The sequence below is a fragment of the Streptomyces sp. 351MFTsu5.1 genome (assembly GCF_000383655.1).
Taxonomy (GTDB): domain Bacteria; phylum Actinomycetota; class Actinomycetes; order Streptomycetales; family Streptomycetaceae; genus Streptomyces; species Streptomyces griseorubiginosus.
Map to the genome: position 1 here is coordinate 102,334 of NZ_KB911789.1, position 26,574 is coordinate 128,907.

General features: G+C 70.7%; 29 protein-coding genes. 11 read left to right on the plus strand and 18 right to left on the minus strand.

Translation table 11 applies throughout. From position 1 onward, the window contains the following. The first annotated feature begins 96 nt into the window (after window positions 1–96). On the plus strand, window positions 97–1,404 hold the full coding sequence (locus H295_RS0129630) for a PTS transporter subunit EIIC (RefSeq protein ID WP_020138972.1): 1,308 nt from the start codon (window positions 97–99) through the stop codon (window positions 1,402–1,404). A 71-nt stretch (window positions 1,405–1,475) separates the two neighbouring features. Here H295_RS0129630 and H295_RS0129635 read toward each other — a convergent pair whose 3' ends face one another. Continuing rightward, entirely contained in the window at window positions 1,476–2,228 is a 753-nt protein-coding gene (locus H295_RS0129635) for an MBL fold metallo-hydrolase (protein ID WP_020138973.1), read from the minus strand. A 235-nt stretch (window positions 2,229–2,463) separates the two neighbouring features. Between H295_RS0129635 and H295_RS0129640 the strand changes: the two genes are divergently transcribed. After that, entirely contained in the window at window positions 2,464–2,916 is a 453-nt protein-coding gene (locus H295_RS0129640; RefSeq protein ID WP_020138974.1) for a type II toxin-antitoxin system PemK/MazF family toxin, read from the plus strand. A gap of 28 nt (window positions 2,917–2,944) precedes the next feature. Here H295_RS0129640 and H295_RS0129645 read toward each other — a convergent pair whose 3' ends face one another. From H295_RS0129645 to clpS, 7 genes are all read right to left on the minus strand, one after another. Then, window positions 2,945–3,895 (minus strand): PLP-dependent cysteine synthase family protein, encoded by a 951-nt coding sequence (locus H295_RS0129645; RefSeq protein ID WP_020138975.1) that lies wholly within the window; start codon window positions 3,893–3,895, stop codon window positions 2,945–2,947. A 6-nt stretch (window positions 3,896–3,901) separates the two neighbouring features. Further along, the gene (locus H295_RS0129650; RefSeq protein ID WP_007382355.1) at window positions 3,902–4,180 is read right to left on the minus strand and encodes a MoaD/ThiS family protein; all 279 of its coding nucleotides are present in this window, start codon (window positions 4,178–4,180) and stop codon (window positions 3,902–3,904) included. 88 nt (window positions 4,181–4,268) lie between these two features. Further along, window positions 4,269–4,364 carry a putative leader peptide gene (locus H295_RS48620; protein WP_020138976.1) on the minus strand — a complete coding sequence of 32 codons (96 nt, stop codon included), beginning with the start codon at window positions 4,362–4,364 and terminating at the stop codon, window positions 4,269–4,271. 99 nt (window positions 4,365–4,463) lie between these two features. Beyond that, entirely contained in the window at window positions 4,464–4,886 is a 423-nt protein-coding gene (locus tag H295_RS0129660) for a Mov34/MPN/PAD-1 family protein (protein WP_020138977.1), read from the minus strand. Window positions 4,887–4,967: 81 nt separating this feature from the next. Next, a complete protein-coding gene (locus tag H295_RS0129665) occupies window positions 4,968–6,413 on the minus strand; it encodes an amino acid permease (RefSeq protein ID WP_020138978.1) in 1,446 nt (481 codons plus the stop codon). 485 nt (window positions 6,414–6,898) lie between these two features. After that, window positions 6,899–7,501 (minus strand): DUF2017 domain-containing protein, encoded by a 603-nt coding sequence (locus tag H295_RS0129670; RefSeq protein WP_020138979.1) that lies wholly within the window; start codon window positions 7,499–7,501, stop codon window positions 6,899–6,901. A gap of 207 nt (window positions 7,502–7,708) precedes the next feature. Beyond that, window positions 7,709–8,026 (minus strand): ATP-dependent Clp protease adapter ClpS, encoded by a 318-nt coding sequence (clpS, locus tag H295_RS0129675; protein ID WP_020138980.1) that lies wholly within the window; start codon window positions 8,024–8,026, stop codon window positions 7,709–7,711. Between the two features lie 58 nt (window positions 8,027–8,084). Between clpS and H295_RS0129680 the strand changes: the two genes are divergently transcribed. Both H295_RS0129680 and H295_RS0129685 read left to right on the plus strand, forming a co-directional pair. Continuing rightward, complete coding sequence (locus tag H295_RS0129680) at window positions 8,085–9,431, plus strand: nicotinate phosphoribosyltransferase (protein ID WP_028809868.1); 1,347 nt, start codon at window positions 8,085–8,087, stop codon at window positions 9,429–9,431. Between the two features lie 230 nt (window positions 9,432–9,661). Further along, window positions 9,662–10,249, plus strand: coding sequence for an isochorismatase family protein (locus H295_RS0129685; RefSeq protein ID WP_020138982.1), 588 nt, complete (start codon window positions 9,662–9,664; stop codon window positions 10,247–10,249). Window positions 10,250–10,282: 33 nt separating this feature from the next. Here H295_RS0129685 and H295_RS0129690 read toward each other — a convergent pair whose 3' ends face one another. Next, window positions 10,283–11,020: a helix-turn-helix domain-containing protein gene (locus tag H295_RS0129690; RefSeq protein WP_020138983.1), complete on the minus strand. Its 738-nt coding sequence runs from the start codon at window positions 11,018–11,020 to the stop codon at window positions 10,283–10,285. A gap of 225 nt (window positions 11,021–11,245) precedes the next feature. On the opposite strand from H295_RS0129690, the gene H295_RS0129695 reads away from it, so the two are divergent. The 3 genes from H295_RS0129695 to H295_RS0129705 all read left to right on the plus strand — a co-directional run bounded on the left by H295_RS0129695 (window position 11,246) and on the right by H295_RS0129705 (window position 13,747). Then, window positions 11,246–11,917 carry a DUF4097 family beta strand repeat-containing protein gene (locus H295_RS0129695; protein WP_020138984.1) on the plus strand — a complete coding sequence of 224 codons (672 nt, stop codon included), beginning with the start codon at window positions 11,246–11,248 and terminating at the stop codon, window positions 11,915–11,917. A gap of 70 nt (window positions 11,918–11,987) precedes the next feature. Next, window positions 11,988–12,959, plus strand: coding sequence for an ATP-binding cassette domain-containing protein (locus H295_RS0129700; RefSeq protein ID WP_020138985.1), 972 nt, complete (start codon window positions 11,988–11,990; stop codon window positions 12,957–12,959). Continuing rightward, window positions 12,956–13,747 (plus strand): ABC transporter permease, encoded by a 792-nt coding sequence (locus H295_RS0129705; protein ID WP_020138986.1) that lies wholly within the window; start codon window positions 12,956–12,958, stop codon window positions 13,745–13,747. Before H295_RS0129700 ends, H295_RS0129705 begins: the two co-directional genes overlap by 4 nt. Window positions 13,748–13,883: 136 nt before the next feature. Here H295_RS0129705 and H295_RS0129710 read toward each other — a convergent pair whose 3' ends face one another. Further along, the gene (locus H295_RS0129710) at window positions 13,884–14,222 is read right to left on the minus strand and encodes a hypothetical protein (protein ID WP_020138987.1); all 339 of its coding nucleotides are present in this window, start codon (window positions 14,220–14,222) and stop codon (window positions 13,884–13,886) included. 113 nt (window positions 14,223–14,335) lie between these two features. Then, window positions 14,336–16,684 carry an immune inhibitor A domain-containing protein gene (locus H295_RS0129715; RefSeq protein ID WP_020138988.1) on the minus strand — a complete coding sequence of 783 codons (2,349 nt, stop codon included), beginning with the start codon at window positions 16,682–16,684 and terminating at the stop codon, window positions 14,336–14,338. A gap of 337 nt (window positions 16,685–17,021) precedes the next feature. On the opposite strand from H295_RS0129715, the gene H295_RS0129720 reads away from it, so the two are divergent. Beyond that, window positions 17,022–17,282, plus strand: coding sequence for a hypothetical protein (locus H295_RS0129720; protein WP_020138989.1), 261 nt, complete (start codon window positions 17,022–17,024; stop codon window positions 17,280–17,282). 156 nt (window positions 17,283–17,438) lie between these two features. Here H295_RS0129720 and H295_RS0129725 read toward each other — a convergent pair whose 3' ends face one another. Together H295_RS0129725 and H295_RS0129730 are read right to left on the minus strand one after the other, a co-directional pair. After that, entirely contained in the window at window positions 17,439–18,122 is a 684-nt protein-coding gene (locus H295_RS0129725) for an RDD family protein (RefSeq protein ID WP_020138990.1), read from the minus strand. A gap of 88 nt (window positions 18,123–18,210) precedes the next feature. After that, on the minus strand, window positions 18,211–19,791 hold the full coding sequence (locus H295_RS0129730; RefSeq protein WP_078616777.1) for an RDD family protein: 1,581 nt from the start codon (window positions 19,789–19,791) through the stop codon (window positions 18,211–18,213). 261 nt (window positions 19,792–20,052) lie between these two features. Between H295_RS0129730 and H295_RS0129735 the strand changes: the two genes are divergently transcribed. Next, on the plus strand, window positions 20,053–20,529 hold the full coding sequence (locus H295_RS0129735; protein ID WP_020138992.1) for an SsgA family sporulation/cell division regulator: 477 nt from the start codon (window positions 20,053–20,055) through the stop codon (window positions 20,527–20,529). An 88-nt stretch (window positions 20,530–20,617) separates the two neighbouring features. On the opposite strand, the gene H295_RS0129740 is transcribed toward H295_RS0129735, so the two are convergent. After that, entirely contained in the window at window positions 20,618–22,033 is a 1,416-nt protein-coding gene (locus H295_RS0129740) for an FAD-binding oxidoreductase (protein WP_020138993.1), read from the minus strand. Between the two features lie 92 nt (window positions 22,034–22,125). Here H295_RS0129740 and H295_RS0129745 point away from each other — a divergent pair, with 92 nt between their 5' ends. Beyond that, window positions 22,126–23,574 (plus strand): tetratricopeptide repeat protein, encoded by a 1,449-nt coding sequence (locus H295_RS0129745; RefSeq protein ID WP_020138994.1) that lies wholly within the window; start codon window positions 22,126–22,128, stop codon window positions 23,572–23,574. A 28-nt stretch (window positions 23,575–23,602) separates the two neighbouring features. Here the strand turns inward: H295_RS0129745 and nthA are convergent, their stop codons facing one another. The 4 genes from nthA to hppD are packed head-to-tail and all read right to left on the minus strand — an operon-like array spanning window position 23,603 to window position 25,951. Further along, on the minus strand, window positions 23,603–24,190 hold the full coding sequence (gene nthA / locus H295_RS0129750) for a nitrile hydratase subunit alpha (protein ID WP_020138995.1): 588 nt from the start codon (window positions 24,188–24,190) through the stop codon (window positions 23,603–23,605). Next, window positions 24,177–24,485, minus strand: a complete 309-nt coding sequence (locus tag H295_RS48440) for an SH3-like domain-containing protein (RefSeq protein ID WP_020138996.1) — start codon at window positions 24,483–24,485, stop codon at window positions 24,177–24,179. Before H295_RS48440 ends, nthA begins: the two co-directional genes overlap by 14 nt. Then, window positions 24,478–24,759: an SH3-like domain-containing protein gene (locus H295_RS48445; protein ID WP_020138997.1), complete on the minus strand. Its 282-nt coding sequence runs from the start codon at window positions 24,757–24,759 to the stop codon at window positions 24,478–24,480. Before H295_RS48445 ends, H295_RS48440 begins: the two co-directional genes overlap by 8 nt. 46 nt (window positions 24,760–24,805) lie before the next feature. Continuing rightward, the gene (hppD, locus tag H295_RS0129765; protein ID WP_020138998.1) at window positions 24,806–25,951 is read right to left on the minus strand and encodes a 4-hydroxyphenylpyruvate dioxygenase; all 1,146 of its coding nucleotides are present in this window, start codon (window positions 25,949–25,951) and stop codon (window positions 24,806–24,808) included. A 126-nt stretch (window positions 25,952–26,077) separates the two neighbouring features. Between hppD and H295_RS0129770 the strand changes: the two genes are divergently transcribed. Beyond that, entirely contained in the window at window positions 26,078–26,557 is a 480-nt protein-coding gene (locus H295_RS0129770) for an Lrp/AsnC family transcriptional regulator (RefSeq protein ID WP_020138999.1), read from the plus strand. Window positions 26,558–26,574 lie beyond the last annotated feature (17 nt).

A 26,574-nucleotide genomic window follows, 5' to 3' on the forward strand; every position in this document is an offset into this window, starting at 1 on the left:
CCGGTTGCAAAACTGACGGGTTCCTTATAACGCCCCCATCGTGTACAACAGGTCTACACCACTGAGTGGTGTAGACCACCCGATGGAGGAAGCGTTATGAGCACCGCCACCGCGCCCACGGCGCCACCCGCGAAGAAGCGGGGATCAGGCCTGTTCCAGGGCCTGCAGAAGGTAGGCCGAAGCCTTCAGCTGCCGATCGCCGTGCTGCCGGCGGCGGGCATCCTGCTGCGTCTGGGGCAGCCGGACTCGCAGGAGCGGTTCCACATCAACGCCGACGTGGCGAAGGTGTTCGCCGGTGCCGGCGGTGCCCTGCTGGACAGCTCCTTCGGTCTGCCGCTGCTGTTCTGCATAGGCGTGGCCATCGGCTTCGCGAAGAAGTCCGACGGCTCGACCGCGCTGGCCGCGGTGGTCGGCTTCCTCGCCTACTACGCGGTGATCCACCAGTACCCGATCAAGGACGGGCACGAGGGCGCGACCTACACGGCGACCGGCCTCGGCGGCGGCTTCTGGCAGAAGGGCACGGAGGCCGCGACGACCGCGAGCTTCCAGAACCCGGGTGTGCTCGGCGGGATCATCCTCGGTCTGCTGACGGCGGTCCTGTGGCAGCGCTACCACCGCAAGAAGCTCGTCGACTGGCTCGGCTTCTTCAACGGCCGCCGTCTCGTTCCGATCATCACGGCCGCCCTCGGCACAGTCCTCGGTCTCCTGGTCGTCCTGGGCTGGGAGCCCATCGGCAACGTCATCACCAACTTCGGTGAGTGGATGACCGGCCTCGGCTCCTTCGGCGCCGCCCTCTTCGGTCTCATCAACCGCGCGCTGATCCCGATCGGCATGCACCAGTTCGTCAACTCGGTGGCGTGGTTCCAGATCGGCGACTTCACCAACTCCGCCGGCACCGTGTTCCACGGCGACCTGCCGCGCTTCTTCGCCGGTGACCCGAGCGCCGGCCTGTTCATGACCGGCTTCTTCCCGATCATGATGTTCGGCCTCCCGGCCGCGGCTCTGGCAATCGCGCACTCCGCCCGCCCCGAACGCCGCAAGGCCGTGCTGGGCATGATGATGTCGATGGCCCTGACCTCGTTCTTCACGGGTGTCACCGAGCCGATCGAGTTCACCTTCATGTTCATCGCGCCGGTGCTCTACGCCATCCACGCGGTCCTCACCGCGATCTCGATGGCCGTCACCTGGGCGCTCGGCATGCACATGGGCTTCAGCTTCTCGGCCGGTTTCATCGACGTCTTCATCAACTGGGGCATCTCCACCAAGCCCTGGCTGCTGATCCCGGTCGGCCTGGCCTTCGGCGCGATCTACTACGTCGTCTTCCGCTTCGCCATCGTCAAGTTCAACCTCCCCACCCCCGGCCGCGAGCCCGAGGAGGAGCTGGAGGATCTCACCAAGGCGTAGCAACAGCCGTGCCGCATGCGAAGGCCCCCGGAGTCCTGAACCTCTCCGGGGGCCTTCGCATGTCGTAGGGGCTAGATGTCGTACGACTGTCTCGGCGCCGCCAGGGACACCGGGCCGTCGTACACCGCGCGCGCGTCGGCGAGGTTGACCTGGGGGTCGGTCCACGGGGGGATGTGGGTGAGGACCAGGCGGCGGGCGCCTGCCCGGGTCGCCGTCTCTCCTGCCTCGCGGCCGTTGAGGTGCAGGTCGGGGATGTTCTCCTTGCCGTGCGTGAAGGCGGCCTCGCACAGGAACAGGTCGGTGTCGCGGGCGAGTTCGGTGAGCGCGGGGCTGAGGCCGGTGTCGCCGGAGTACGTGAGCGACGTGCCGCCGTGCTCGACGCGGATGCCGTACGCCTCCACCGGGTGGGCCACCCGCTCCGTGTGGACGGTGAAGGGGCCTATGTCGAAGGTGGACGGCTTGACCGTGTGGAAGTCGAAGACCTCGCTCATGGAGGAGGCGGTGGGGGTGTCGGCGTAGGCCGTGGTCAGACGGTGTTCGGTGCCTTCGGGGCCGTAGACCGGGATGGGGTCGCAGCGGCCGCCATCGTGGCGGTAGTAGCGCGCGACGAAGTACGCGCACATGTCGATGCAGTGGTCGGCGTGCAGATGGCTGAGGAAGATCGCGTCGAGGTCGTAGAGACCGCAGTGGCGCTGCAGCTCGCCAAGGGCACCGTTGCCCATGTCGAGAAGCAGCCGGAAGCCGTCGGCCTCGACGAGGTAGCTCGAGCAGGCCGATTCCGCGGACGGGAACGACCCCGAGCAGCCGACGACGGTGAGCTTCATAAAGCAGAAACCTCCGCTGGCGGGAAACTTTTCTGGGAAGGAGACGGGGGTCGTGCGGTTCGTCGAGCGTAAGGCGCAAAACCTCTGGTCGCTCCTCCGCCAAGGGCTGTTGTGGGCGAACTCACCTGTGCTGTCACCGGTTCGGCTGGACCAAGGGCGCGTAGGGAGTGTGACCGCGCTAACGGCTTGAGCAGAGGGCGCGCGGCGCTGATCGCGCGCCGGTACCGTCGTCCTCATGGACACGTCCTGGTGGCTCGCGCTCGCGGCGGTGATACTGCTCGGACTCGTCGCCACGCTCGTGGACGGATGGGGGCGGGGGCACCGGCCCAGAGGGCGGACGGACCGTACGACCAGGCCTTCCGGGCGGACGACGGGGGCGCGGCCGCGGCCCGCGGAGATCTGGTGGGCACAGGTGCCGTACGAGGACGGGTCGGGCGCCAAGGACCGGCCCTGTCTGGTGCTGGCCGTGCACGGCCGGCGGGCCACCGTCGCGAAGATCACCAGCAAGTACCACGACGAGCGGGCCGGGGTGATCCCGTTGCCGCCGGGCTCGGTGGGCGACGCGCGGGGCCGGGCGAGCTTCCTGGAGACGAACGAGCTGCGTCAGGTGCGGGTCGGGGACTTCCGCCGGAAGGCCGGAGTGGTGGACCCGGTCCTGTGGGACCAGGTCCGACACCTGGCGACCTAGCGCGCCACACGCGGTGGCGGTCCAGCGGTCACGCCCAGAGCTGGCCCTGGAGCGTCTCGATGGCTTCCTCTGTCGTGGCCGCCGTGTAGACGCCCGTGGACAGGTACTTCCAGCCGCCGTCGGCCACCACGAAGACGATGTCGGCGGACTCCCCCGCCTTGACCGCCTTGGTGCCGACGCCGATCGCCGCGTGCAGGGCGGCGCCGGTGGAGACGCCCGCGAAGATGCCCTCCTGCTGGAGGAGCTCACGGGTGCGGGTGACCGCGTCCGCGGAGCCGACGGAGAAGCGGGTGGTGAGGACGGACGCGTCGTACAGCTCCGGTACGAAGCCCTCGTCGAGGTTGCGGAGCCCGTACACCAGGTCGTCGTAGCGCGGCTCGGCGGCGACGATCCTCACGTCCGGCTTGTGCTCGCGCAGGTAGCGGCCGACGCCCATCAGGGTGCCGGTGGTGCCGAGGCCGGCGACGAAGTGGGTGATGGAGGGGAGGTCGGCGAGGATCTCCGGGCCGGTGGTGGCGTAGTGGGCGCCCGCGTTGTCGGGGTTGCCGTACTGGTAGAGCATCACCCAGTCCGGGTGCTCGGCGGACAGCTCCTTGGCGACCCGTACGGCGGTGTTGGAGCCGCCCGCGGCCGGCGAGGAGATGATCTCGGCGCCCCACATGGCGAGCAGGTCCCGGCGCTCCTGCGAGGTGTTCTCGGGCATCACGCAGACGATCCGGTAGCCCTTGAGCTTGGCCGCCATCGCCAGCGAGATGCCGGTGTTGCCGGAGGTCGGCTCCAGGATCGTGCAGCCCGGGGTCAGCCGGCCGTCCTTCTCCGCCTGCTCGATCATGTGCAGGGCGGGGCGGTCCTTGACCGAGCCGGTGGGGTTGCGGTCCTCCAGCTTGGCCCAGATGCGGACGTCGGCGGACGGCGACAGCCGCGGCAGGCGCACCAGAGGGGTGTTGCCCACCGCGGCCAGCGGGGAGTCGTAACGCATCGACGATCAGGCCATGCCGCCGGCCACGGCCGGCAGGATCGTGACGTTGTCGCCGTCGGTGAGCTTGGTGTTGATCCCGTCGAGGAAGCGGACGTCCTCGTCGTTCAGGTAGACGTTGACGAAGCGGCGCAGCTCACCGCCGTCCACGATGCGGGCCTGGACGCCCGCGTGCCGGGTCTCGAGGTCGGCGAAGAGCTCGGCGAGGGTGTTCCCGTTGCCCTCCACCGCCTTCTGGCCGTCGGTGTAGGTGCGGAGGATGGTCGGGATGCGGACCTCGATGGCCATGGTTGCGGGCTCCTGTCGGGAAGTGTCTGGTCGGGTGGGCGCACGACGACGCGCGCCGCGGCTCACGGCCGTACGGCGGCAGGGAACGTCAACAGATGGCGCTGTTCAGCCTGCACAGGTCGACGTGCAGCCGCGCCACGAGCAGGATGCTCGGCGCCTTCTCGCTCACGTCGTTCAGAACCATGGGCTCATCGTATCGATTCCCGGTCCGGGTCCCGGAGTGTGATCTCGCATGCTGGATGAATTCTGACCGAACTGCGAGATCGGCAGGCCTGTGGGGGGATCAGTAGGCCTCGACGACCGTGACCTCCTCCTCCGTGACCTCGCCTTCCACGATCCGGTACGAGCGGAACTGGAAGTCGCCGAGGCCGTCGGTGTCCGCGGTGGAGACCAGCACGTAGTGGGCGCCGGGCTCGTTGGCGTAGGAGACGTCGGTGCGGGAGGGGTAGGCCTCGGTGGCGGTGTGGGAGTGGTAGACGATCACCGGCTCCTCGTCGCGGTCGTCCATCTCGCGGTAGAGCTTGAGGAGGTCGCCGGAGTCGAACTCGTAGAAGGTCGGGGACATCGCCGCGTTGAGCATCGGGATGAAGCGCTCCGGGCGGTCCGAGCCGGCCGGGCCCGCGACGACTCCGCACGCCTCGTCGGGGTGGTCCTTGCGGGCGTGCGCGACGATCTGGTCCACGAGGGCCTGGGTGATGGTCAGCATGGTGGTCAGGATAAGCATGTGGGCTGCCGCGTACCGAGGGACGGTACGCGGCAGCCCACATGCCGGACAGACCGGGTTTCGCTAGCCGGAGACCTTTTCGAACTCCGGCTCGTGGCGGTCCGCGATCCGCGGGTTGCGGCTCTTGAGGACCACCCAGCCGACGCAGAGGATCACGGCCCACACGGCGAGCACGTACAGGCTGATCCGGGACTCGGAGTCCTTCATGATCAGGCCGGTCACGAAGAGCAGGAACACGATGGCGATCCAGGAGCCCACCGAGCCGCCCGGCGCCGGGAAGGACGAGGCGGGCAGGCGACCCGCGGCGACCGCGCGGCGGTAGAGGACGTGGCTGACGAGGATCATGAGCCAGGTCCAGATGCCGGCGCCGACGGCGACCGAGGTGACGTAGTTGAACGCCTTCTCCGGGACGACGTAGTTCAGGACCACGCCGATGCCCATGAAGAGCACCGAGACGGTGATGCCCAGCGCCGGGGTCTTGGTGGCGGACAGCTTGCCGAAGGCGGCGGGGGCCTCTGCGCTGTCGGCCAGGTTCCGCAGCATGCGGCCGGTGGAGTACATGCCGGAGTTGCAGGAGGACAGGGCCGCGGTGAGGACGACGAAGTTGACGATGCCGGCGCCCGCCGGGATGCCGATCTTCGCGAAGGCCTCGACGAACGGGGAGACGCCCGGGGCGAACTCGGTCCACTTCACGACGCAGAGGATGACGGTGAGCGCGCCGACGTAGAAGAGGGCGATCCGCCACGGGAGGGTGTTGATGGCCTTGGGGAGCGTCTTCTCGGGGTTCTCGGACTCGCCCGCGGTGACGCCGACGAGCTCGACGGCGAGGTAGGCGAACATGACGCCCTGGAGGGTCATCAGGGACGAGCCGATGCCGTTGGGGAAGAAGCCGTCGAACTCCCACAGGTTGGAGACGGCAGCGGTGTCACCGGCGTCGCTGAAGCCGAAGGTGAGGACGCCGAGGCCGATCACGATCATTCCGATGAGGGCCGTGACCTTGATCATGGAGGCCCAGAACTCGATCTCGCCGAACAGCTTCACCGAGATCAGGTTCGCCGTGAAGAGGACGACCAGGAAGACCAGGGCCGTCACCCACTGCGGGATGCCCGGGAACCAGTAGTGGATGTAGATCGCGGCGGCCGTCAGCTCGGCCATGCCGGTGACGACCCACATCAGCCAGTACGTCCAGCCGGTGAAGTAGCCGAAGAACGGGCCGAGGAACTCGCGGGAGTACTCCGCGAAGGAGCCGGAGACCGGGCGGTAGAGCAGCAGTTCGCCGAGGGCCCGCATGATGAAGAAGATGATCACGCCGGCGAGGGCGTACATCAGGATGAGGCTGGGGCCGGCCTTGGCGATGTTCGCCCCGGCCTTGAGGAAGAGCCCGACGCCGATGGCGCCGCCGATCGCGATCATCTGGACCTGGCGGCTGCCGAGTCCGCGCTCGTACCCCTCTTCGGGTGCCTTCCCGGACCCGGGGCCCGAGCCTGTGTCGACCTGAGCGGAGGTCATGGTGTGGTGCGCCTTTCTCCATGCCGAACCGGGCCTCTTGTCGGCCACGGATCGGGTTTCGATCCCCCCGGATTGATGGAGTGAGCGGACTCGGGGAATTCCGGGTGCGCTCCCGCGTCGTTCGGTGCGTGCTCTCGGCGTGCCGGACGAAGGCCTTCGTGGCGGAGCCACGTGGGTCTTTGGCCGGTGCGGCGAGAGTGCGTGCCGGGCTGCATGGGGGCGTGCTCGGGCTTCCCCGGGTTCGCTGGGCCAGGCCGACGGTCGTCGGCGCTGTGGCGCACCCGGCCGAACATAAGGGTGGTGTTCGGCCGGGCGGTCGTGAAGATTTATCACGGCCGCAACAGAGATCACCCGGGCGCGATGTGGCGCAGGGCACAGGGAGAAGCGGACAAAGGGCGCAGGGGTGGAACGAAAGCCGTCAGCGTGGTGACGTGATCGTTATCCGGATTTGAGCGTCCTCTGAGCGAACACAGAACCGTCACATCTCACGGCATAAGGGTCGTCACGAGGGTCTCCTGGAGGCCGCCGAGCCAGAGGTAGGCCATCACCATGGGCTTGCGCGGGTCCTCGTCCGGGAGGCGGTAGAGGAGGTCGGTGTCCTCCTCGTCGGTGATGTCGAGGCGGGAGCCGATCGCGAGGCGCAGGTCGTTGAGGGCACCGAGCCACTGCCGGGACTCGTCGGTCGACAGCTTGAGGACGGCCCCGCCGTCGCCCGCGACCTGGAGCGCGTCGAGGGTGCGGACCACCGCGAGGGCGTTCTCGCGCTTGCCGGCCCGCAGGTCGTTCTCGGTGTAGCGGCGGAACTCCGAGGAGTACGCCCGCTGTTCCTCGGCGGTCGCGGCCTCGGGGGTGCCCTCGGGGTCGCTGTAGGCGTCCGGGAACAGCCGCTTGAGCACCGGGTCGGAGGGCGGTTCGCTCGGCCCCTCGGCGAAGAGTTCGGCGAGCGGGTCGTCGGGGGCGTCCTCGGCGGGCCCCGGCCCGATGAGTTCGAGGAGTTGGACGGCCAGCGACCGGATGATGGAGATCTCGACCTCGTCGAGGGCGACGGCCGCGCCGCCGCCGGGGATCGGTTCGAAGGTTCCTGGCATCAGGGAGTGTCCTCGGGGATCGGGCCGGCCGGGCGGGGCGGGTGCTTCTCGAACGGGGTCGGGGGGTGTCGGGCGGGGTCCGGTGCGGGCGGTCGCGGGACGGACGTGAGGCGGCGGAGGCAGCCGTAAAGCCGCGGGGGCGGCCTCACGTGCGCGGGCTCCCGGGGCGCCGGGGCGGTTCCAGGGGGCGCGCACGGAGCGGACGCGCTACTTCCGGTCCTGCTGGAGGGTGGCCCACAGGCCGTAGCCGTGCATCGCCTGCACGTCGCGCTCCATCTCCTCGCGGCTGCCGCTGGAGACGACCGCCCGGCCCTTGTGGTGGACGTCCATCATGAGCTTGGTGGCCTTGTCCTTCGAGTAGCCGAAGTACGTCTGGAAGACGTAGGTCACGTAGCTCATGAGGTTGACCGGGTCGTTGTGGACGATCGTGACCCAGGGGACGTCCGGCTCGGGTACGGCGAAGACCTCCTCCGCCGACTCGGTGCGTTCGATCTCTACGGGAGCGGGTGACGTCACACGGCCCATGCTGCCACGGGCACCATAAATCGTCACACTGACGCGAAGTGGGGTAGCATCCGTTGTTATGAACACAGCGGACCTTGGGCTGCCGGTGGACGTTCCCTCGACGGCGCTCTTCACGGACCAGTACGAGCTCACGATGGTGCAGGCCGCCCTGAAGGCGGGTACCGCCGAACGGCGGAGCGTGTTCGAGGTCTTCACCCGCCGGCTGCCGGACGGGCGGCGCTACGGCGTCGTCGCGGGCACCGGCCGGGTGCTCGACGCGGTGGAGAACTTCCGCTTCGACGCGGACGTCATCAACTTCCTGCGGGAGCGGGACATCGTCGACGAGGAGACCCTCGACTGGCTCGGCTCCTACCGCTTCGGCGGGGACATCTGGGGCTACCCGGAGGGCGAGGTGTACTTCCCGGGCTCGCCGATCATGCGGGTGGAGGGCTCCTTCGCCGAGTGCGTGCTCCTGGAGACCGTCATCCTGTCGATCCTCAACCACGACTCCGCGATAGCCGCGGCCGCCTCCCGGATGTCCTCGGCCGCCGGGGACCGGCCCCTCATCGAGATGGGCGCCCGCCGCACCCACGAGCTGTCCGCGGTCGCCGCCTCCCGCGCCGCCTACGTCGGCGGCTTCGCCACCACCTCCGACCTCGCCGCCGGCTTCCGCTACGGCATCCCCACCGTCGGCACCTCCGCCCACGCCTTCACGCTCCTGCACGACCGGGAGCGGGACGCCTTCCAGGCCCAGGTGAACTCGCTGGGCCGCGGCACCACCCTGCTCGTCGACACGTACGACGTCACCGAGGCCGTCCGGACGGCCGTCGAGGTGGCCGGGCCCGAGCTGGGGGCCGTGCGCATCGACTCCGGCGACCTGCTGCTGGTCGCCCACCGGGTACGGCAGCAGCTGGACGAGCTGGGCGCGAAGGGGACGCGGATCATCGTCACCTCCGACCTCGACGAGTACGCCATCGCCTCGCTGGCCGCGGCCCCGGTGGACGCGTACGGCGTCGGCACCCAGCTGGTGACCGGGTCCGGGCACCCGACCGCGTCGATGGTCTACAAGCTGGTCGCGCGGGCCGAGTCCGACGACCCGAAGGCGCCGCTGATCCCGGTCGCGAAGAAGTCCTCCGGCGGCAAGACCTCGGTCGGCGGCCGCAAGTGGGCCGCGCGGCGGCTGGACGCGGAGGGGATCGCCGAGGCCGAGGTGGTCGGCACCGGAGCGGTGCCGCCCGCGCTCGTGGACCGGCAGCTGCTCGTCGAGCTGGTCAAGGGCGGCGAGGTCGTCGCGCGGGAGCCGCTGGACGTCGTACGGGACCGGCACGCGGCCGCGCGGGCCAACCTGCCGCTGTCGGCCACCCAGTTGTCGCGCGGGGAACCCGTCATTCCGACGGAGTACGTCACCGGGCGCACGGGTAGCTAGAGTCTGTCCGGCCGATCGGGCCGGCTCCCCCACGAGGTCGTCCGGGCACGGCGGATCCGGCAAGCGACGACACCACGGCAGCTCGGTGCGCCGGTCCGCACGACGCCGGCGTGATCCGCCGGACGGGCCCGGCGGCTGTCGTCCCGAACGCGCCCGGCCATGCCCCCTCCCGCCATGTGCCCGAAGTCTCTAGGCTCGTAAGTTCACCCAACAGTCGAAGGACACCCACCATGCGCCGCGCCTTGATCGTCGTCGACGTGCAGAACGACTTCTGCGAGGGGGGCAGTCTCGCGGTGGCCGGCGGCGCCGACGTGGCCGCCGCCGTCACCGAGCTGATCGGACAGGCGGCGGGCTCCGGCTACCAGCACGTGGTGGCCACCCGGGACCACCACATCGCGCCCGGCGGCCACTTCGCCGACAACCCCGACTTCGTGCACTCCTGGCCCGCGCACTGCGTCGCCGGCACCGAAGGGGTCGGGTTCCACCCCAACTTCGCGCCGGCCGTGGCCTCCGGCGCCATCGACGCCGTGTTCGACAAGGGGGCGTACTCGGCCGCGTACAGCGGGTTCGAGGGCACCGACGAGAACGGCGTGACACTGGCCGAGTGGCTGCGGGCACGGGACGTCTCGGAGGTGGACGTGGTCGGGATCGCCACGGACCACTGCGTACGGGCCACGGCGCTGGACGCGGCGCGCGAGGGCTTCCGCACCCAGGTCCTGCTCGACCTGACCGCGGGCGTCGCCGAGGCGACCACCGAGCGGGCGATCGAGGAGCTGCGCGAGGCGGGCGTGGAGCTGACCGGCAAGCCGGTGGTGTGACACCGCCCCGCTGGCCCAGGTGACCCGCCCGTCCTAGTCCTCGGTGTCCTCGCGGGGTACCCCCGGCTTGGTGTGGAGGACCTCGCGGGCCTGGTCGGCGGCCCGGACGATGCTCTCCGAGATGAAGTCCAGGAAGCGGGCCATGTTCTCCAGGCGGGTGGCGGCCGGGGTGCCCGAGCCGAGGACCGGAACGCCCTGGCGTGCGGTCTCGGCGACCTGGGCGGTGGAGCGGGCGCTGGCCATCATCGCGTCGTACATGATCTCGTCGTCGACGACATAGCGCTCCCTCCGGCGCTCGTCGCGCTCCCTCCGGACCATCCCCTGGCCCTCCAGGAACGCGACCGCCTTGGACACGGACGCCGGACTGACCTGGAGGCGCCCCACCAGCTCGGCCGCGGTGAGGCTGCCCTCGTCGCTGAGGGTGAGCGAGGCCATCACCCGGGCCATCATCTTGGGCGTGCCGGACTGCATGAAGACGGTGGTCAGCGTCTCCTCGTACGCCCGCACCGCCGCCGCGTCCCGTCCGTGCGCCTGCGGGGGCGCCTCCGCTCCCCGGGGCGCGGCCTGCCTGCGCCGGTGGGCGCGGTGTTCGGTGGCGCGGTGGGCGAGGTCGGCACGGTAGGCGGTGGGGCCGCCGTTGCGCATGACCTCGCGGGTGACGGTCGAGGTCGGCCGGTCCAGGCGTCGGGCGATCTCCGCGTAGGCGAGCCCGTCGGCCAGTCCCAGCGCGATCTGCTGCCGTTCCTGCTGGGTGAGTCGGCCTCCCGGCATCGCGGTTCTCCTTACGTGGTCCGTGGTGCCGCCAGCATAGCGTTCAGTTCCATTCTATTGCAACGATCACACGGCTGACGTTGCATTACTTTCTGGACTGTTGCAATGAAAAACATGTCTTGAGCTGCCCTTATCACCTCCGTGCGCAACTTACTTATTGCCTATATCGTGAACGCAACGTAGCTTTTCCACTATCGGAAACAGCAACGAGCACTGGAGTCAGTGATGCACACCTTCGCCACCACCACCCCCGTCAGCACCGTCCTCGGCATCCCCGCCGGCCGTATCCAGCTCATCGCCGCCGACCGCGCCGACATCACGGTCGAGGTACTGCCCGCCGACGCGTCCAAGAGCCGTGACGTGAAGGCGGCGGAACAGATCCAGGTGTCCTACGACGACGGAGTCCTGCGGATCGCGGCCCCGGCCGCCAAGAATCAGTACTTCGGCCCCACCGGCTCCGTGGAGGTGACGGTCCGGCTGCCCGCGGACTCCCGCGTCGAGGCCAGGGCGGCCGCCGCCGGGTTCCGGGCCGTCGGACGCCTCGGCGACGTGACCTTCGAGGGCGCGTACGGCCCGGTCAAGATCGACGAGGCGGCGAGCGTCCGGCTCACCGCCGCCGACGGCGACGTCTCGGTCGGCCGGCTGGGCGGCTCCGCGGAGATCAGCACCCAGCGCGGTGACATCCGGATCGCCGAGGCGGTGCGCGGCACGGCCGTGCTGACCACCCAGAAGGGCGACATCTCCGTCGACGCGGCCCCGGGAACCTCCGCCTCCCTGGACGCCGGCACCGGCTACGGCCGGATCAGCAACACGCTCAGGAACACCGACGGCGCCACCGCCGATCTGCACATCCGCGCGACCACCGGCCACGGCGACATCACCGCCCGCGGCCTGTGACCACCACCGCCGCCACTGCCGCCATCACCGCCACAGCGGCCCACGCCGACCTCGACAAGGAGCACTCCCCATGACCGACCTGGCCATCGCGGCGAACGGGCTGCGCAAGTCCTACGGCGACAAGACCGTCCTCGACGGCGTCGACCTGGCCGTCCCGCAGGGCACGGTCTTCTCCCTGCTCGGCCCGAACGGCGCCGGCAAGACCACCGTCGTCAAGATCCTCTCCACCCTGATCTCCGCCGACCCCGGCACCGGGGACATCCGGGTCGGCGGCCACGACCTGGCCGGAGACCCGCAGGCCGTGCGGGCCGCGATCGGGGTCACCGGGCAGTTCTCGGCCGTGGACGGACTGATCACCGGCGAGGAGAACATGCTCCTGATGGCCGACCTGCACCACCTCTCCAGGAGCGAGGGCCGGCGCGTGACCGCCGAGCTCCTGGAGCGGTTCGACCTCACCGAGGCGGCCCGGAAGCCCGCCTCCACCTACTCCGGCGGGATGAAACGCCGCCTCGACATCGCCATGACCCTCGTCGGAGGCCCGCGGATCATCTTCCTCGACGAGCCCACCACCGGACTCGACCCGCGCTCCCGGCACGCCATGTGGCAGATCGTGCGGGAACTGGTCGCGGGCGGGGTCACCGTCCTGCTCACCACGCAGTACCTGGAGGAGGCCGACCAGCTCGCCGACCGGATCGCGGTCCTGCACGAGGGCGTGATCGCCGCGCAGGGCACCGCCGAGGAACTCAAGCGGCTCGTCCCCGGCGGCCACGTCCGGCTCCGCTTCACCGACCCGGCGGCCTACCGGGCGGCCCTCGCCGCGCTGGACGAGACGACCGCGGACGACGAGACCCTGACGCTGCGGATCCCCAGCGGCGGCAGCCAGCGCGAGCTGCGCTCCCTCCTCGGCCGGCTCGACACGGCCGGGGTCGAGGCCGACGAGCTGACCGTGCACACCCCCGACCTCGACGACGTGTTCTTCGCCCTCACCGGCGGGGACGACCAGCCGCACCTGCCCCGGCAACCCAAGGAGACCGTCCGATGAGCACCCTCTCCCTCGCAGTCCGCGACTCCTCCACCATGCTGCGCCGCAACCTCCTGCACGCCCGGCGCTACCCCTCCCTCACCCTGAACCTGCTGCTCACGCCGATCATGCTGTTGCTGCTCTTCGTCTACGTCTTCGGCGGCACCATGAGCGCGGGCATCGGCGGCGCCGGCGCGGGCCGCTCGGCGTACGTGGCGTATCTGGTCCCGGGCCTGCTGCTGATGACCATCGGCTCGACCACCATCGGGACCGCGGTCTCCGTCTCCAACGACATGACCGAGGGCATCATCGCCCGCTTCCGGACGATGGCGATCCACCGCGGTTCGGTGCTCGTCGGACACGTCGTCGGCAGCGTGCTCCAGTCGGTGATCAGCGTGGTGCTGGTCGGTGCCGTGGGGGTCGCCGTCGGCTTCCGCTCGACGGACGCCACCGCCCTGGAGTGGCTCGCGGCCTTCGGGCTGCTCGTGCTGTTCGCCACCGCGCTCACCTGGATCGCGGTCGGCATGGGCCTGGTCAGCCCCAACGCGGAGGCGGCGAGCAACAACGCCATGCCGCTGATCTTCCTGCCGCTGATCTCCAGCGCGTTCGTGCCGGTCCACGCGATGCCGGGCTGGTTCCAGCCGATCGCCGAGTACCAGCCCTTCACCCCGGCCATCGAGACCCTGCGCGGACTGCTGCTGGGCACGGAGATCGGCCACAACGGATGGCTGGCTCTCGCCTGGTGCCTCGGTCTCGCGGTGCTCGGTTACCGCTGGTCCACCTCGAAGTTCGACCAGGACCCCCGGTAGGCCCTCGGTACACCTGCGGCAGACCCCAAGACGCCCCAAAAAAATGCAAGACCCCCAAGACCCCCACGCCCCCGAAGATCCCCGAAGGGCCCCCGAGAGCCGCCGCTCTCGGGGGCCCCGGTCGTCGGGGGCCCGGTCAGGCCGCCGCGGACCGCCTCAGCATCCTGATCGGGTGCCAGAGCTCCTGGGCCCGCTCGGGGCCGCCCGAGACAGCGTTGTCAGGGGCGGTACGCCATATGAGGCCGTCCGGGTGGTGCAGTACGGCCGTGATCTCGTCGGGGCTCGGGGGCGCCGCGTTGCCCCGCAGGTAGACCGCGCGCAGCCCCAGGTTGCGCAGCCTGGTCAGGGCGCGCGCCCGGTTCTGGGCGTGGACGAGCACCCGCATGCTGCCGCAGCCGGCGGCGGGCGGGCGGGGCAGGTTCAGTGCCACCACCACGGTGCCGTTCGGCAGCTTGCAGAAACCTCCTGCGGCCATGCAGTCACACCCCCGTGTGCGTCGGTGTCAATAAGGAAGTCACAGCACGCACCTAAACACGATCGGCGGCAACCCGCCAGGGGTTGCCGCCGATACGCTTCTGACCTGCGGTTTTACTTCTTCTTGGCCGAAGGTCCGACCTGGAGCGTGATCGTCGAGCCGTTCAGGGGCTCCTTCACGATCGCGATCCGGGTGTTGGTGTCAGTGATCTTGACGCCCGCGAGCGGGTTGGTCTCGTCGTAGTACGTCGAGCGTCCGTCGTCGAAGACCGGGACACCGGGCTGGGACTTGATCTTCGTCGCGACGTCGGCCTTGTGGAGCGTGATGCCGTCCGTCGGGTACCAGCTGAAGGTCGAGTCGTAGGCCTGGATGCGGTTGCGCATCAGCGTGCCGTCGGACCACTTCAGCGCGGTCGGGTGCGAGTCGATCGGCAGGATCAGACCCCGGCCCGCGTGCGCGCTGGTGTTGTCGTCCTTCTGGGAGGTGTCCCACTTCCAGATCAACAGGCCGTTCTGGTAGGCGTAGTGCTCCACCCAGTCCGGACGGGTCGCCGAGAAGCCGTAGTTGTACGGGCCGACCTTCAACACCTTGTCGTACGACACGTATTGGCGGTTCTCGGCGATGTAGTACTGCGCGTACTCGTCGGTGAAGGACGCGCCGACCCGGCGGAAGCCCTTGGCCGTCCAGGCGGTGTCCGCGCTCTCCGCGTTGTCCGAGAAGAGGACCGAGCCGTCCGCGGTCAGCGTGATCTCGTCGGCCGCGAAGCCCTTGAGGGACGTGCCGCCGTCGGTGGCGTAACGGAAGCGCAGGCTGACCTTCTTGCCCGCGTAGTCGTTCAGCGGGTAGGTCAGCTTCTGGTACGCCGCGACCGAGCCGGTGAGGGCCGGCTTGCCGCTGCCGTCCCGCGGGATCGCGGTGCCGTCGGCCAACGTGCCGTCGAGCGGGGTGTAGTTGGCGCCGCCGTCGGTGGAGACCTCGGCGTACAGGTAGTCGTAGTCCTGCTCGATGTCCCACCAGCCGTCGAGAGTGAGGGCGGCGGCGGACTTCCCGGTGAGGTCGACCGTGCGGGTCAGGGTGTTCTCGAGGTCGTCGCCGGTGTCGCTCCACCACTGGGTGGCACCCTGCGCCGGGGTGGTCACCTCGGTGGTGACCGACTTCTTCGGCAGCTGGACCACGAGGGCCTGCGGGTCCTTGGTGTTGTACTCCGCGACGCCCAGCTTGTGGTGGGACCGCTTGCCGGCCTTGGCCACCTCGTAGTCCAGCCAGCCCAGTTGGAGCTTGTCCCAGGCGTTCATGTCGCCGGGCAGGTCCCCGATCGCGTCCTTGCCCGTGCCGAGCCAGGAGCCGGAGGACATCAGCGTCCAGAAGCCGGTGGAGTTCTCGCCGCCGCCGGAGGTGTCGTACTCGTCGGGCAGGCCGAGGTCGTGGCCGTACTCGTGGGCGAAGACGCCCAGGCCGCCGTTCTCCGGCTGGATGGTGTAGTCGCCGACCCAGACGCCGGTGTCACCGATCTGGGTGCCGCCGCGCTTGTTGGTGTCGGGGCCGGTGACACCCTTGTCGGTGCCGAAGGCGTACCAGCGGTGCGCCCAGATGGCGTCCTCGCCCTGGGCGCCGCCGCCCGCGGACTCGTCCTCACCGGCGTGCACGATCTGGAAGTGGTCGATGTAGCCGTCCGGCTCGTTGAAGTTGCCGTCGCCGTCGTAGTCGTAGCGGTCCCACTGGTCGAACTCGGCCAGTTCCTTGGATATCTCGGCGGCCGTGTCACCGGCGGCCTCGCGCTGCGCGACCCAGGCGTTCACGCCGTCCTGGACCGCGTACCACGCGCCGGTCGCGGCGTCGTTGGAGCCGTAACGGGCCTCGTTGTAGGGCACCTTGACCCAGTCGGTGACCTCGCCGTCGACCGAGTAGCGGCCCGAGGACTGCTTCTCGTAGTACGACTTGAGCGTGGCGTTGCCCTTGCCGAAGTACAGGTCCTGGTAGTGGGCCCGGTTGAAGTCGGCCTGCCAGTCGGTGCTGTTGTTGGTCTTGCGGTCCGGCGCCTCGATGCGGTTGTGCAGCGGGCCGGGCGTGCCGCCGTAGCGGGGGTCGACCTGGTCGCCGAACTCGACGAGGATCGTGAAGATCTTGTCGGTCTTCTCGCGGCCGAGCTCGACGTACTTGCTGTTGCCCTTGCGGCCCTTGAGCTGGACGACCTTCGAGCCGTTCTTCTCCTTGACCGTCGCCTGGCCGGCGATGACCTGCTGGAGTGCCTCCTCACGCTGTGCGTCCTGCGTGCGGCTGTACGGGCCGTCGAAGTCGTGCTCCTTGGCCTTGGCAGGCTGCGGGTCCTGCCGGTCCACCGCGGGGGTGCCCGCGGGCTTCTCCGCGGCCTGCGCCACGGCGAACGTCGAGAACGTGGCCGAGGCCGCGGCTATCGCCACGACCGTCGCGGCCGTCCTGAACGTCCAGGATCTGTCCGTCACTTGTACCTCTCCCCTATCCAGGCAAGTGAGCGGTATTTGACTAAAGGTTGACGAGAAAAGACAGACCTTGACTTGGACCCGTCAAGTGCATTATTAGGAGTCGGTGTTCGTATTGCGGACACATGACCGCAACAGAACAGGCGCGCACAGATGTCCACTTGATGGACGCCATGACTCCGTGCGCCCCCTGTGCTCCGGCACTGTTCGTTAGGTCACGCTTACTGCTCGTTCCACTCGGGCACACAGCCGATTAGAGTCGATTGGCGGAACGCCCGGATGTCGGCGGAATGCCAGGCCGACACCCCCCGTGGATCCCCAATTCCGAGGACCGATTGCCATGCCTCGTCCGACCGCCGCACAGCTCGCCTACGGTTCGATCACCGTCATCTTCTCGACGCTCGCCATGCTGCTGCTGTCACAGACGAGTTCGGCCGTGGGGACAGCGGTCATCGCCGTCTCGGCGCTCGCCCTCGGCCTGCTGGTGGCCCTGACGGTGCCGCAGCCCAAGTCCCGCGTGGTCGCGCTCCGCAAGCCCGCCGAGCACCGGGCCGAGGAGCCCGTACCGGCCGGGGCCACGAGCTCCAAGACCGCGGCCTGAACACCCTTTCACCGCACCGCGCGCTCCGGTCCGGCCCCCGGGTAGGTGGGGCCGGACCGAAGCGCGCGGTGCGGTGAGCGCCGGGTGCCGGTGGGCCGACCGGACAGGTCGTCACCGGGTGCCGTTGGCCCGGCGTGGCCGCCGGGACCCGACGGGTCAGGTCGTGACCACCACCGTCTTGGCCGCCTTGTCGTGCAGGCCCTGCTTGTAGGGCTTGTCGAAGTAGCTCCAGCCGCCCGAGATCGCGGTCCAGATGCAGGCGCAGCAGAACGCGAACGGGATCCACAGCACCGCCGAGCGGATCAGCGTGCTCTGCACGGCGGGCGTGGAGCCGTTGTCGAGGTTCGCCACCCGCATCCCGAGCCACTTCTTGCCGAGCGTCTGCCCGGACCGGGTGATCAGGACGGTGTCGTAGGCGATGTAGAGCACCGCCGCGAGCGCCGACTGGGCGAGCGACTTGCCGTACTGCATGTTGTCGCTGCTGACGTCGTACTCGCTCACCCCGAAGCCCCAGGTGATCAGCCAGACGACGATGCCCACCAGGATCATGTCGATGATGCGGGCGAGCGTGCGCCGGCCGCTGGGTGCCAGCGGGGGCATGCCGGCCAGCGGGTCGGCCGGACCCCCGCCGTACGGGTCACCGGCGCCGTACGGGCCACCACCGCCGTGGGGGCCACCACCGCCGTACGGGTCACCGCCGCCCTGGGGGCTTCCGCCGTACGGCGGTGGCGGCGGGGCGTTGTACGGCGAGCCCGGGCCCTCGGCAGGCGGGGGCTGCTTCCTCAACGGGTCGTCGTCCGGCGGCTGCTGGCCGGAGCCGGGAGGCGGTTCACTGCTCATGGCCCGAGTGGACCGCGAACCCCCCGGTTCCGCATCCGGCGAGCGGCCGTCCGGAGTACCGAATTCGATAAGCCGTTCGCGGTACCGCTCAGCCCGCCACGAACGTATGCGCCGCCTTGTCGTGCCAGCACTGGTGCCACGGCCGGTCGAACAGGCACCACGCGACACCCACGAGACCGACACCGAGCAGACCCGGCACGCTGTACACGAGCCAGCGGCGCAGGGCCGTGCCGAAGGACGGCGGCTCGTGGGCCTCGATGTCCCGCACCTCCAGGCCGAACAGCTTCTTGCCGAGCGTGCGGCCCCACTTGGCGGTGGGCAGCGCTTCGTAGAGGGCGCCGGCGACCAGGAGGACGGCGACCACGATCGCGAGGTAGACCGACGTGGTGCCGTCCAGCAGCCAGACCGTCACCGTCTCGCCGGAGAGCTTGGCCGCGTCCACCTTGTCGCTGATGTGGTCGGCGGCCTTGGTGCCGAGCGGGACGGCGGCCACGGCGGTCACCGCGCCGACCACGAGGGTGTCGAGGAGACGGGCGGCCAGGCGCTTGCCCAGGGCCGCGGGACGCGCGGCAGCCTGACGCCGGGCGGCCGCCTGGAAGATGTCCTCCACCGGCGGCTTCCAGGGCGCGGGCTGCTCCTCGTCGGGCCCGGCGAGCCGATGCACCTGCTGGGCCCAGGAGGGCTGACCGCCACCGGGGCCCGCGCTCATGGGCGTGGCGCTCACGGGCCCGGCGGCCTGCGGCGGGAGGCCCTGGGGTGCCGCTCCGGGCTGGACGGCTCCCTGCGGCTGCCCGCTCTGTCCCTGTGAGGGCACGCCCGGAGGGGCCGCGGCGGGGGTGGACTGCTGGGGGCCGGAGAGGGCCGTGGCCGCGCCGGAGGCGGCCCGCTCGGCGGCGGCCTTGCCCGCCCCGAAACCGGGGGCGTCGGGAGCCGGAGCCGGGGTGCCGTGGGCTCCGCCCTGGGCCGTGGGACCGGAATACGCGGGTCCGGGCGTGCTTCCGCCCTGCGCCCCGGGACCCTCGCCCTGCTGCGCCGTGCGCGGGGAGAGCGCGCGGAACTTCATGGTGCCGTCGTCGGTGCCGGGGGCCGGCGCGGTGGGCCTGCGGAAGACCCGCGTGCCGCCGTCCTCGTCCGGCTCGGCGGGCGGGATCGTCGCGGTGCCGTCGGTACGGGCGGCGTGGCCGTCGGGCTGGGCCGGAGCGCCTCCGTCGGCGGGCTGACCCGTGACGGCCACCCTCGGATCGACCCCCTGCGGACCACCCTGCTGGGGTACGCCGTGCTGGGCCCCCTGCTGAGCCTGTGCGGCCGCCTGCGGGGACCCCCACGACACCCGGCGGTCCTGGTCGCCGCCGAAGCCCGCCTGGTGGGCCCGGTCGGCGGTCCACGCGGACGCCGGTTCGGGACGGTCGGCGCGCTGGGCGTCGGCGTGGCCGGCGTCCTCCGCCGGGTCCTCGTCGAAGAAGTGCGGGCCGGTCTCCTCGACCGGAGCGGGGGCCGGGCCGGGAGCCGGCGGGGATGCGAGCGGTTCGCCTGCCGCCGGGGCGGGACGGCTGGTGCCCGGCACCCAGGAAGCGCCGTTCCAGTAACGGACATATCCAGGAATGGACGGGTCCGGGTAGTAGCCCTCACGGGGCCTGTCGTCACCGGGTGCCGGGGTTGGGGCGCTCATGTCCGTCGTCCCGTATCTGCTCGGAGGTCAATGGAGGGGGGTCCACATCTATCAGACCGGCGCAGGACCCACCGCCAGTCCCACCGGACCCACCCCTTTTGCGCACGACCGGAGAGCGCACGTGCTACCGGCTGCGGCACCGGGCCCGGGCCTCCGGAAAAAAGTTCGCCGAACCCGCGTAATGATCCCCGCCCCCTGCCCCTCTCCCTCGTACGGGCCCACCGCAGGACCCGCGTCAGAGCCGAGAGAGGAACGAACGACATGCACCACACCGTGGTGGAGCGCGAACTGGAGCTCAACCTGATCCTGTCGCCCGAGCGCAGCATCCCGGTCCCGGCCCGGCTGAGCTACCGCAGCGACGACCCCTTCGCCGTCCACGTCACCTTCCACATCGGCTCGGACCATCCCGTGCACTGGACCTTCGCCCGCGAACTCCTCGTGGAGGGGGTCTTCCGCCCGTGCGGGCACGGGGACGTACGGGTGTGGCCGACGAAGGCCGGCGGCCGCGGCCTGGTGCTGATGGCGCTGAGCTCCCCCGACGGCGACGCCCTCCTGGAGGCTCCGGCCGCACAGGTCTCGGCCTGGCTGGAGCGCACACTGAGGGCGGTCCCGCCGGGCACCGAGGGGGAGCAGCTCGGCATCGACGACGCCCTGGCCGAGCTGCTGACCCCCACCCCGGCCGACGATTTCTGGCTGTGCGACCCCTGGCCGGGCGACGAGTCCAAGGACGGGGAGTGAGGCGGGGGCGAGGAGCGGGCCAGGGACGAGGAGCGGTCCGGGGACGAGGAGTGAGGCGGGGGCGAGGAGGCAGCCGGGGCGCGCGGTCTCAGAACAGCTTGCCGGGGTTCAGGATCCCCAGCGGGTCGAAGACGCCCTTCACCGCCCGCTGCATCTCCACCCCCACCGGGCCGATCTCGCGCGCGAGCCACTCCTTCTTCAGGACGCCCACCCCGTGCTCCCCGGTGATCGTGCCGCCGAGTTCCAGGCCGAGGGCCATGATCTCGTCGAAGGACTCCCGGGCCCGCCGGGACTCGTCCGCGTCGGTGGCGTCGAAGCAGACCGTGGGGTGGGTGTTGCCGTCCCCCGCGTGGGCGACGACACCGATGGTGAGCCGGTACTTCTCGGCGATCCGCTCGGTCCCTTCGAGCATCTCGGCGAGCCGGGAGCGCGGCACGCACACGTCGTCGATCATCGTGGTGCCCTTGACGGCCTCGAGCGCGGTGAGGGACAGCCTGCGGGCCTGGAGCAGCAGTTCGGACTCGGCGAAGTCCTCGGCCGGGACGACCTGCGTGGCGCCCGCCGCCTCGCACAGCGCGCCGAGGGCGGCGAGGTCGGCCGCCGGGTCCGTGGTGTCGAAGGCGGCCAGCAGCAGGGCTTCGGTGGACTCCGGGAGCCCCATGTGCGCGAGGTCGTTGACGGCCCTGACGGTCGTACGGTCCATCAGTTCGAGGAGGGACGGCACGTGCCCGCCCTCCATGATCCGGCACACCGCGTCGCAGGCGGCGGCCCCCGAGGCGAACTCCGCGGCCAGCACCAGCTGCTCGGGCGGCTGCGGCTTCAGCGCCAGGGTCGCCTTGACGACGATCCCGAGCGAGCCCTCGGAGCCGACGAAGAGGCGGGTCAGGTCGTATCCGGCGACCCCCTTCGCGGTACGGCGGCCCGTGGACAGGAGCCGTCCGTCGGCGAGGACGACGTCCAGGCCGAGGACGTACTCGGCCGTCACCCCGTACTTCACGCAGCACAGTCCGCCGGAGGCGGTGCCGATGTTGCCGCCGATCGTGCACATCTCCCAGCTGGAGGGGTCCGGCGGGTAGTAGAGGCCGAGTTCGTTGACCGCGCGGGAGAGGGTGGCGTTGACGACTCCCGGTTCGACGACGGCGATCCGGTCGACCGGGTTGATCTCCAGGATCCGGTCCATCTTGGTCAGGGACAGCACGATGCAGCCGTCGGAGGCGTTGGCCCCGCCCGACAGGCCCGTGCGGGCGCCCTGCGGGACGACCGGGACGCGCAGCTCGGTGGCGACGCGCATGACGTGCTGGACCTGCTCGACGGTACGGGGCAGCACGACCACGGCCGGGGTCCCGGCCGGGCAGAAACTCGCCATGTCGTGGGCGTAGGAGGCCGTCACGTCCGTGTCGACCAGGACGGTCCCGGCGGGCAGACCACTCAGCAGACGGTCGACGAGGCTGCCGGTGACCGCGGTGTCTTCATCGCGACGCGCTTCGATACGGCTCATGATCACAGCGTCGCACCGGGGGCCATCGGTGTGAACCCCGTCCGGGCCGGTTGCCGTGTGCCGGGGCGGGATCGTCGTACTGACGCACAGTGAGCGCCATGGAGAACAGCGCCACGGAGAAACCGGTGACCGAGGACCGCCAGGGCGAGGTGCGGGAGGAGAGCCGGGAGGCCCGGCGGGCCCGGCTGCGCGGACGCCTCCTGATCGCCGCGGTCGCCGGGTGCGCGGCGCTCGGTACGGCCCTGATGCTGCTGCCGCCCTCGGGGCACCCGGCACCGCACGCTGCCGCTCCGGCCCCCGGCGCCCAGGCGCTGACGGCGGTCGCCGGCGGGGTGCCGGCCGCGCTGCCCGGTCTGGCGGTCCTGATCCGCGAGCGGGAGAGCGTGGTGCGCCGGCATCCGCGGGACGCGGGGTCGTGGGCGGTGCTCGGGACGGCGTACGCCGAACAGGGGAGGCGGACTGCCGACGCGGCCTTCTATCCGAAGGCCGAGGACGCGCTGCGGACGTCCCTGAAGGTGCGGCGGAACGCGGAGGCCCTCGCCGGTCTGGCCGCCCTCGCGAACGCCCGCCGGGACTTCCGGGCGGCGAAGTCCTGGGGCGAGGAGGCCCGGCAGCTGGAGCCGGGGCGGTGGACGGCGTATCCGGCGCTGCTCGACGCGTACGAGGGCCTCGGTGACTACAAGGCGGTCGGCAGGACGCTGGAGCGGTTGACGGAGCTGCGGTCGGGTCCTGCGGTGCTGGCCCGGGCGGCCACCGTGTACCGGGACCGGGGCCGGCGCGAGGACGCGGCGGCCGCCCTGTCCGACGCGGCGGCCGGGGCCCGGGCACCGGCCGAGCGGGCGGCGTATCTGGAGCGGGCCGGGCAGCTGGCCTTCGAGCGCGGCGACCGCGAGGAGGCGCTGCGGTACTTCCGGGAGGCGGTGCGTGCCGACCCCGACCAGCGGGCCGCGCAGGCAGGCCGGGGCCGGGCGCTGGCGGCGCTGGGCCGTACGGGCGAGGCCGTGACCGCGTACCGGACCGCCCTCGCGAAGCAGCCGCTGCCGCAGCACGCCCTGGAACTGGGCGAGTTGTACGAGTCCCTGGGGCAGGCGCAGGCGGCCCGGGCGCAGTACGGTCTGCTGCGGGCGGCGGTGGCCAGGGCGGCGGGCGGTGGCGTCGACGAGGAGCTGGTGCTGGGGCGGTTCGAGGCGGACCACGGTGACCCGGCCGCCGCGGTGACGCGGTTGCGGGCCGAGTGGCAGCGGCAGCCGGGGATCGAGGTGGCGGACGCGCTGGGCTGGGCGCTGCACCGGGCGGGCCAGGACGAGGAGGCCCTGCGGTACGCCCGGATCGCCACGGACCGGGTGCACGGCGGCGGGGTGCGCAGCGCGCCGTACATGTACCACCTGGGCATGATCGAGCGGGACTCGGGACGGAGCGCGTCCGCCCGCCGGCACCTTCAGGAGGCTCTGCGGATCAACCCCTGGTTCTCGCCCCTGGGGGCCCCGGCGGCGGGGCAGGCGCTGGCGGACCTGGGCGAGGTTCCGGAGGAGGGTCTGCCGGAGTAGGGACTGCCGGCGGTGGACGCTGAGGGGGTCACACCGCGGCCGTGCCGATGAGGGCGTTCCTCGTCACCAGGGCCGCGAGTTCCTCCTCGCCCAGTCCTTCGGTGCCCTCGGGCCTGCGGGGCAGGACCAGGTAGCGGGTCTCGGCGCTGGAGTCCCACACCGTGATGTCCGTGCCGGGCGGCAGTTCCAGGCCGAACTCCCGCAGCACCTCCCGGGGTTCGCGCACCACCCGGGAGCGGTAGGCCTCGGACTTGTACCAGCTGGGGGACGGGCCGAGCAGGCGCAGCGGGTAGCAGGAGCACAGGGTGCAGACGACGACGTTGTGGCGGGAGGCGGTGTTCTCGACCACCCGCAGACGCTGGAACGAGCCCTCCATGTACCCGAGTTCACGGACGGCGGCCGTGCCGTCCGCGAGCAGCCGGGCCCGGTAGGCGTCGTCGGTCCAGGCCCGGGCCACGACCCGGGCGCCGTTGGCCGGGGAGGACTCCGCGAGGAACGCGTCGATCGCCTCGTCCAGCCGCTCCCCGGTGATCAGCCCCTTCTCCTCCAGGAGGGTCTCCAGGCGCCTGACCCGCCGGGCGATCGTGGCGTCGGTGTGGTGGTCACCGCTCGTCATCGGGGTCCTCCTCCAGATAGCTCTCCCACAGGTCCAGTACGACATGGTGGTCGCCCTCGCCCCACAGGTCACGGGCCTCGAAGCGGACCGCGTAGATCTGCTCGACGGGCGCGTCCCCGCGTCCCCGCGCGCTGATGTCGGCCAGTTCCTCCGGGCCCTCCGGCTCCACGACCACGCCCCGCTTGCCGCGCGCGTACCGCGGCAGGCGGGTGTGGTGCGGCGGGTCGTGGCGGTAGGTGCGGACGCTGGTGCCGGGCGGGAAGCGGTCCGGGGCGGCCGGGTGCGCGTCAGTCATCGAGCGCACCCGGTTCCAGCACGCCCTTGCGTTCCAGCAGCGCGCAGATCGCCGTGAACCAGCGCTCGTAGTACGAGGCCGCGAGGTACTCGCCGGGCGGCATCGACTCGATGGCGTCCCGGAACTCGTTGGTGTTGAAGATCCCTTGCGCACGCAGGGTGTTGTAGAGCCCGACGACCCGGGCCTCCCAGTCCGCGTGGAAGGGCTCGGTGTCGTCGGTGGTGTCGATCGCGCCGAACCCCTGCGTGCCGCCCACGTCGTTGATCCTGGCCATGGGGCCAGCGTACGAGCAGACGGCTGCGACGGGACCGGACGTGCGGCTAGAGGTTGCCGCGCTTCTCCTGCTCCCGCTCGATGGCCTCGAAGAGGGCCTTGAAGTTGCCCTTGCCGAAGCCCATGGAGCCGTGTCGCTCGATGATCTCGAAGAAGACGGTCGGCTTGTCCTGGACCGGCTTGGTGAAGATCTGGAGCAGGTAGCCGTCCTCGTCGCGGTCGGCGAGGATCTTCAGCTCGCGGAGCGTGTCGACGGGGACGCGGGTGTCGCCGACCCACTCGCCGAGGGTGTCGTAGTAGGAGTCGGGGGTGTCGAGGAACTGGACCCCGGCCGCGCGCATGGTCCGTACGGTCTGCACGATGTCGTTGGTGTTCAGCGCGATGTGCTGGACGCCGGCGCCGCCGTAGAACTCCAGGTACTCGTCGATCTGGGACTTCTTCTTGGCGATCGCGGGCTCGTTGATCGGGAACTTCACCTTGAGGGTGCCGTCGGCCACGACCTTCGACATCAGGGCGCTGTACTCGGTGGCGATGTCGTCGCCCACGAACTCCTTCATGTTCGTGAAGCCCATGACCTTGTTGTAGAAGCCGACCCACTCGTTCATCCGGCCGAGTTCGACGTTGCCGACGCAGTGGTCGATCGCCTGGAAGGTGCGGTGGGCGGGCGGCTCGACGATGGGGGCGGCCGCGGTGAAGCCCGGGAGGTAGGGGCCGTCGTAGCCGGTGCGCTCGACCAGGGTGTGGCGGGTCTCGCCGTAGGTGGCGATGGCGGCGAGGACGACGGTGCCGTGCTCGTCCTTCAGCTCGTAGGGCTCGGCCGCCGAGCGGGCGCCGTGCGCGAGGGCGTACTCGTAGGCGCGGCGGGCGTCCGGGACCTCGATGGCGAGGTCGACCACGCCGTCGCCGTGCTCGGCCACGTGCTGGGCGAGGAAGTGGCCCCACGGGGTGGCGGCCTTGATGACCGACGTGAACACGAAACGGGCCGAGCCGTTCTCGAGGACGTACGACGCGGTCTCGCGGCTGCCGTTCTCCGGTCCGGAGTAGGCGACCAGCCGCATGCCGAAGGCGGTCGAGTAGTAGTGCGCCGCCTGCTTGGCGTTGCCGACGGCGAAGACGACCGCGTCCATTCCCTTGACCGGGAAGGGATCGGCCTGCCGGGCGGTGTCGGGAGCGTGGTGTGTGGTCTGCGTCATGCGGGAAGACTGGACCCGCCCTGCAAGGTGCGCAATAGTTCGCATCTTCGCTGAACAATGTGTTCAGTCGTACGGCCGCTTCGGCGGCCTTTCTGTACAGGATGACCATCGGATCGGGAGGCTCCCGTGGGGATCGACGAGCTGGACGGGCGGATCATCGTGCTGCTCGCGCGCGAGCCGCGGATCGGGGTCCTGGAGATGTCCCGGCGGCTGGGGGTGGCCCGGGGGACCGCGCAGGCCCGGCTCGACCGGCTTCAGTCGAACGGAGTCATCCGCGGATTCGGACCGCAGGTCGATCCGGCGGCGCTCGGCTACCCGGTGACCGCGTTCGCCACGCTCCAGATCCGGCAGGGGCAAGGACCGGACGTACGGGCCCACTTGGCGACCGTGCCGGAGGTGCTGGAGCTGCACACCACCACCGGTGGCGGGGACATGCTGTGCCGGCTCGTGGCCCGTTCCAACGCCGATCTCCAGCGGGTGATCGACCGGGTTGTCGGCTTCGATGGGATCGTCCGGGCCTCCACCGCGATCGTCATGGAGAACCCCGTTCCGCTGCGGATCATCCCGCTGGTGGAGCAGGCGGCGGAGGACTCGGTGCGCACCTGACCGCGACCCGAGGTGAG

Excerpts from the sequence above, each read along its gene's own strand:
- H295_RS0129710 (WP_020138987.1), bottom strand. The coding sequence starts at position 14,222 with ATGGCCGCAGGAGGTTTCTGCAAGCTGCCGAACGGCACCGTGGTGGTG.
- nthA (WP_020138995.1), bottom strand. The coding sequence starts at position 24,190 with ATGACGAGCGGTGACCACCACACCGACGCCACGATCGCCCGGCGGGTC.
- H295_RS0129680 (WP_028809868.1), top strand. The coding sequence starts at position 8,085 with ATGAACACAGCGGACCTTGGGCTGCCGGTGGACGTTCCCTCGACGGCG.
- H295_RS0129730 (WP_078616777.1), bottom strand. The coding sequence starts at position 19,791 with ATGAGCGCCCCAACCCCGGCACCCGGTGACGACAGGCCCCGTGAGGGC.
- H295_RS0129665 (WP_020138978.1), bottom strand. The coding sequence starts at position 6,413 with ATGACCTCCGCTCAGGTCGACACAGGCTCGGGCCCCGGGTCCGGGAAG.
- H295_RS0129630 (WP_020138972.1), top strand. The coding sequence starts at position 97 with ATGAGCACCGCCACCGCGCCCACGGCGCCACCCGCGAAGAAGCGGGGA.
- H295_RS0129685 (WP_020138982.1), top strand. The coding sequence starts at position 9,662 with ATGCGCCGCGCCTTGATCGTCGTCGACGTGCAGAACGACTTCTGCGAG.
- clpS (WP_020138980.1), bottom strand. The coding sequence starts at position 8,026 with ATGGGCCGTGTGACGTCACCCGCTCCCGTAGAGATCGAACGCACCGAG.
- H295_RS0129690 (WP_020138983.1), bottom strand. The coding sequence starts at position 11,020 with ATGCCGGGAGGCCGACTCACCCAGCAGGAACGGCAGCAGATCGCGCTG.
- H295_RS48445 (WP_020138997.1), bottom strand. The coding sequence starts at position 24,759 with ATGGCCAGGATCAACGACGTGGGCGGCACGCAGGGGTTCGGCGCGATC.
- H295_RS0129735 (WP_020138992.1), top strand. The coding sequence starts at position 20,053 with ATGCACCACACCGTGGTGGAGCGCGAACTGGAGCTCAACCTGATCCTG.
- H295_RS0129660 (WP_020138977.1), bottom strand. The coding sequence starts at position 4,886 with ATGCTGACCATCACCCAGGCCCTCGTGGACCAGATCGTCGCGCACGCC.
- H295_RS0129725 (WP_020138990.1), bottom strand. The coding sequence starts at position 18,122 with ATGAGCAGTGAACCGCCTCCCGGCTCCGGCCAGCAGCCGCCGGACGAC.
- H295_RS0129745 (WP_020138994.1), top strand. The coding sequence starts at position 22,126 with ATGGAGAACAGCGCCACGGAGAAACCGGTGACCGAGGACCGCCAGGGC.
- H295_RS0129695 (WP_020138984.1), top strand. The coding sequence starts at position 11,246 with ATGCACACCTTCGCCACCACCACCCCCGTCAGCACCGTCCTCGGCATC.
- hppD (WP_020138998.1), bottom strand. The coding sequence starts at position 25,951 with ATGACGCAGACCACACACCACGCTCCCGACACCGCCCGGCAGGCCGAT.
- H295_RS0129640 (WP_020138974.1), top strand. The coding sequence starts at position 2,464 with ATGGACACGTCCTGGTGGCTCGCGCTCGCGGCGGTGATACTGCTCGGA.
- H295_RS48440 (WP_020138996.1), bottom strand. The coding sequence starts at position 24,485 with ATGACTGACGCGCACCCGGCCGCCCCGGACCGCTTCCCGCCCGGCACC.
- H295_RS0129705 (WP_020138986.1), top strand. The coding sequence starts at position 12,956 with ATGAGCACCCTCTCCCTCGCAGTCCGCGACTCCTCCACCATGCTGCGC.
- H295_RS48620 (WP_020138976.1), bottom strand. The coding sequence starts at position 4,364 with ATGGTTCTGAACGACGTGAGCGAGAAGGCGCCGAGCATCCTGCTCGTG.
- H295_RS0129635 (WP_020138973.1), bottom strand. The coding sequence starts at position 2,228 with ATGAAGCTCACCGTCGTCGGCTGCTCGGGGTCGTTCCCGTCCGCGGAA.
- H295_RS0129650 (WP_007382355.1), bottom strand. The coding sequence starts at position 4,180 with ATGGCCATCGAGGTCCGCATCCCGACCATCCTCCGCACCTACACCGAC.
- H295_RS0129700 (WP_020138985.1), top strand. The coding sequence starts at position 11,988 with ATGACCGACCTGGCCATCGCGGCGAACGGGCTGCGCAAGTCCTACGGC.
- H295_RS0129645 (WP_020138975.1), bottom strand. The coding sequence starts at position 3,895 with ATGCGTTACGACTCCCCGCTGGCCGCGGTGGGCAACACCCCTCTGGTG.
- H295_RS0129670 (WP_020138979.1), bottom strand. The coding sequence starts at position 7,501 with ATGCCAGGAACCTTCGAACCGATCCCCGGCGGCGGCGCGGCCGTCGCC.
- H295_RS0129720 (WP_020138989.1), top strand. The coding sequence starts at position 17,022 with ATGCCTCGTCCGACCGCCGCACAGCTCGCCTACGGTTCGATCACCGTC.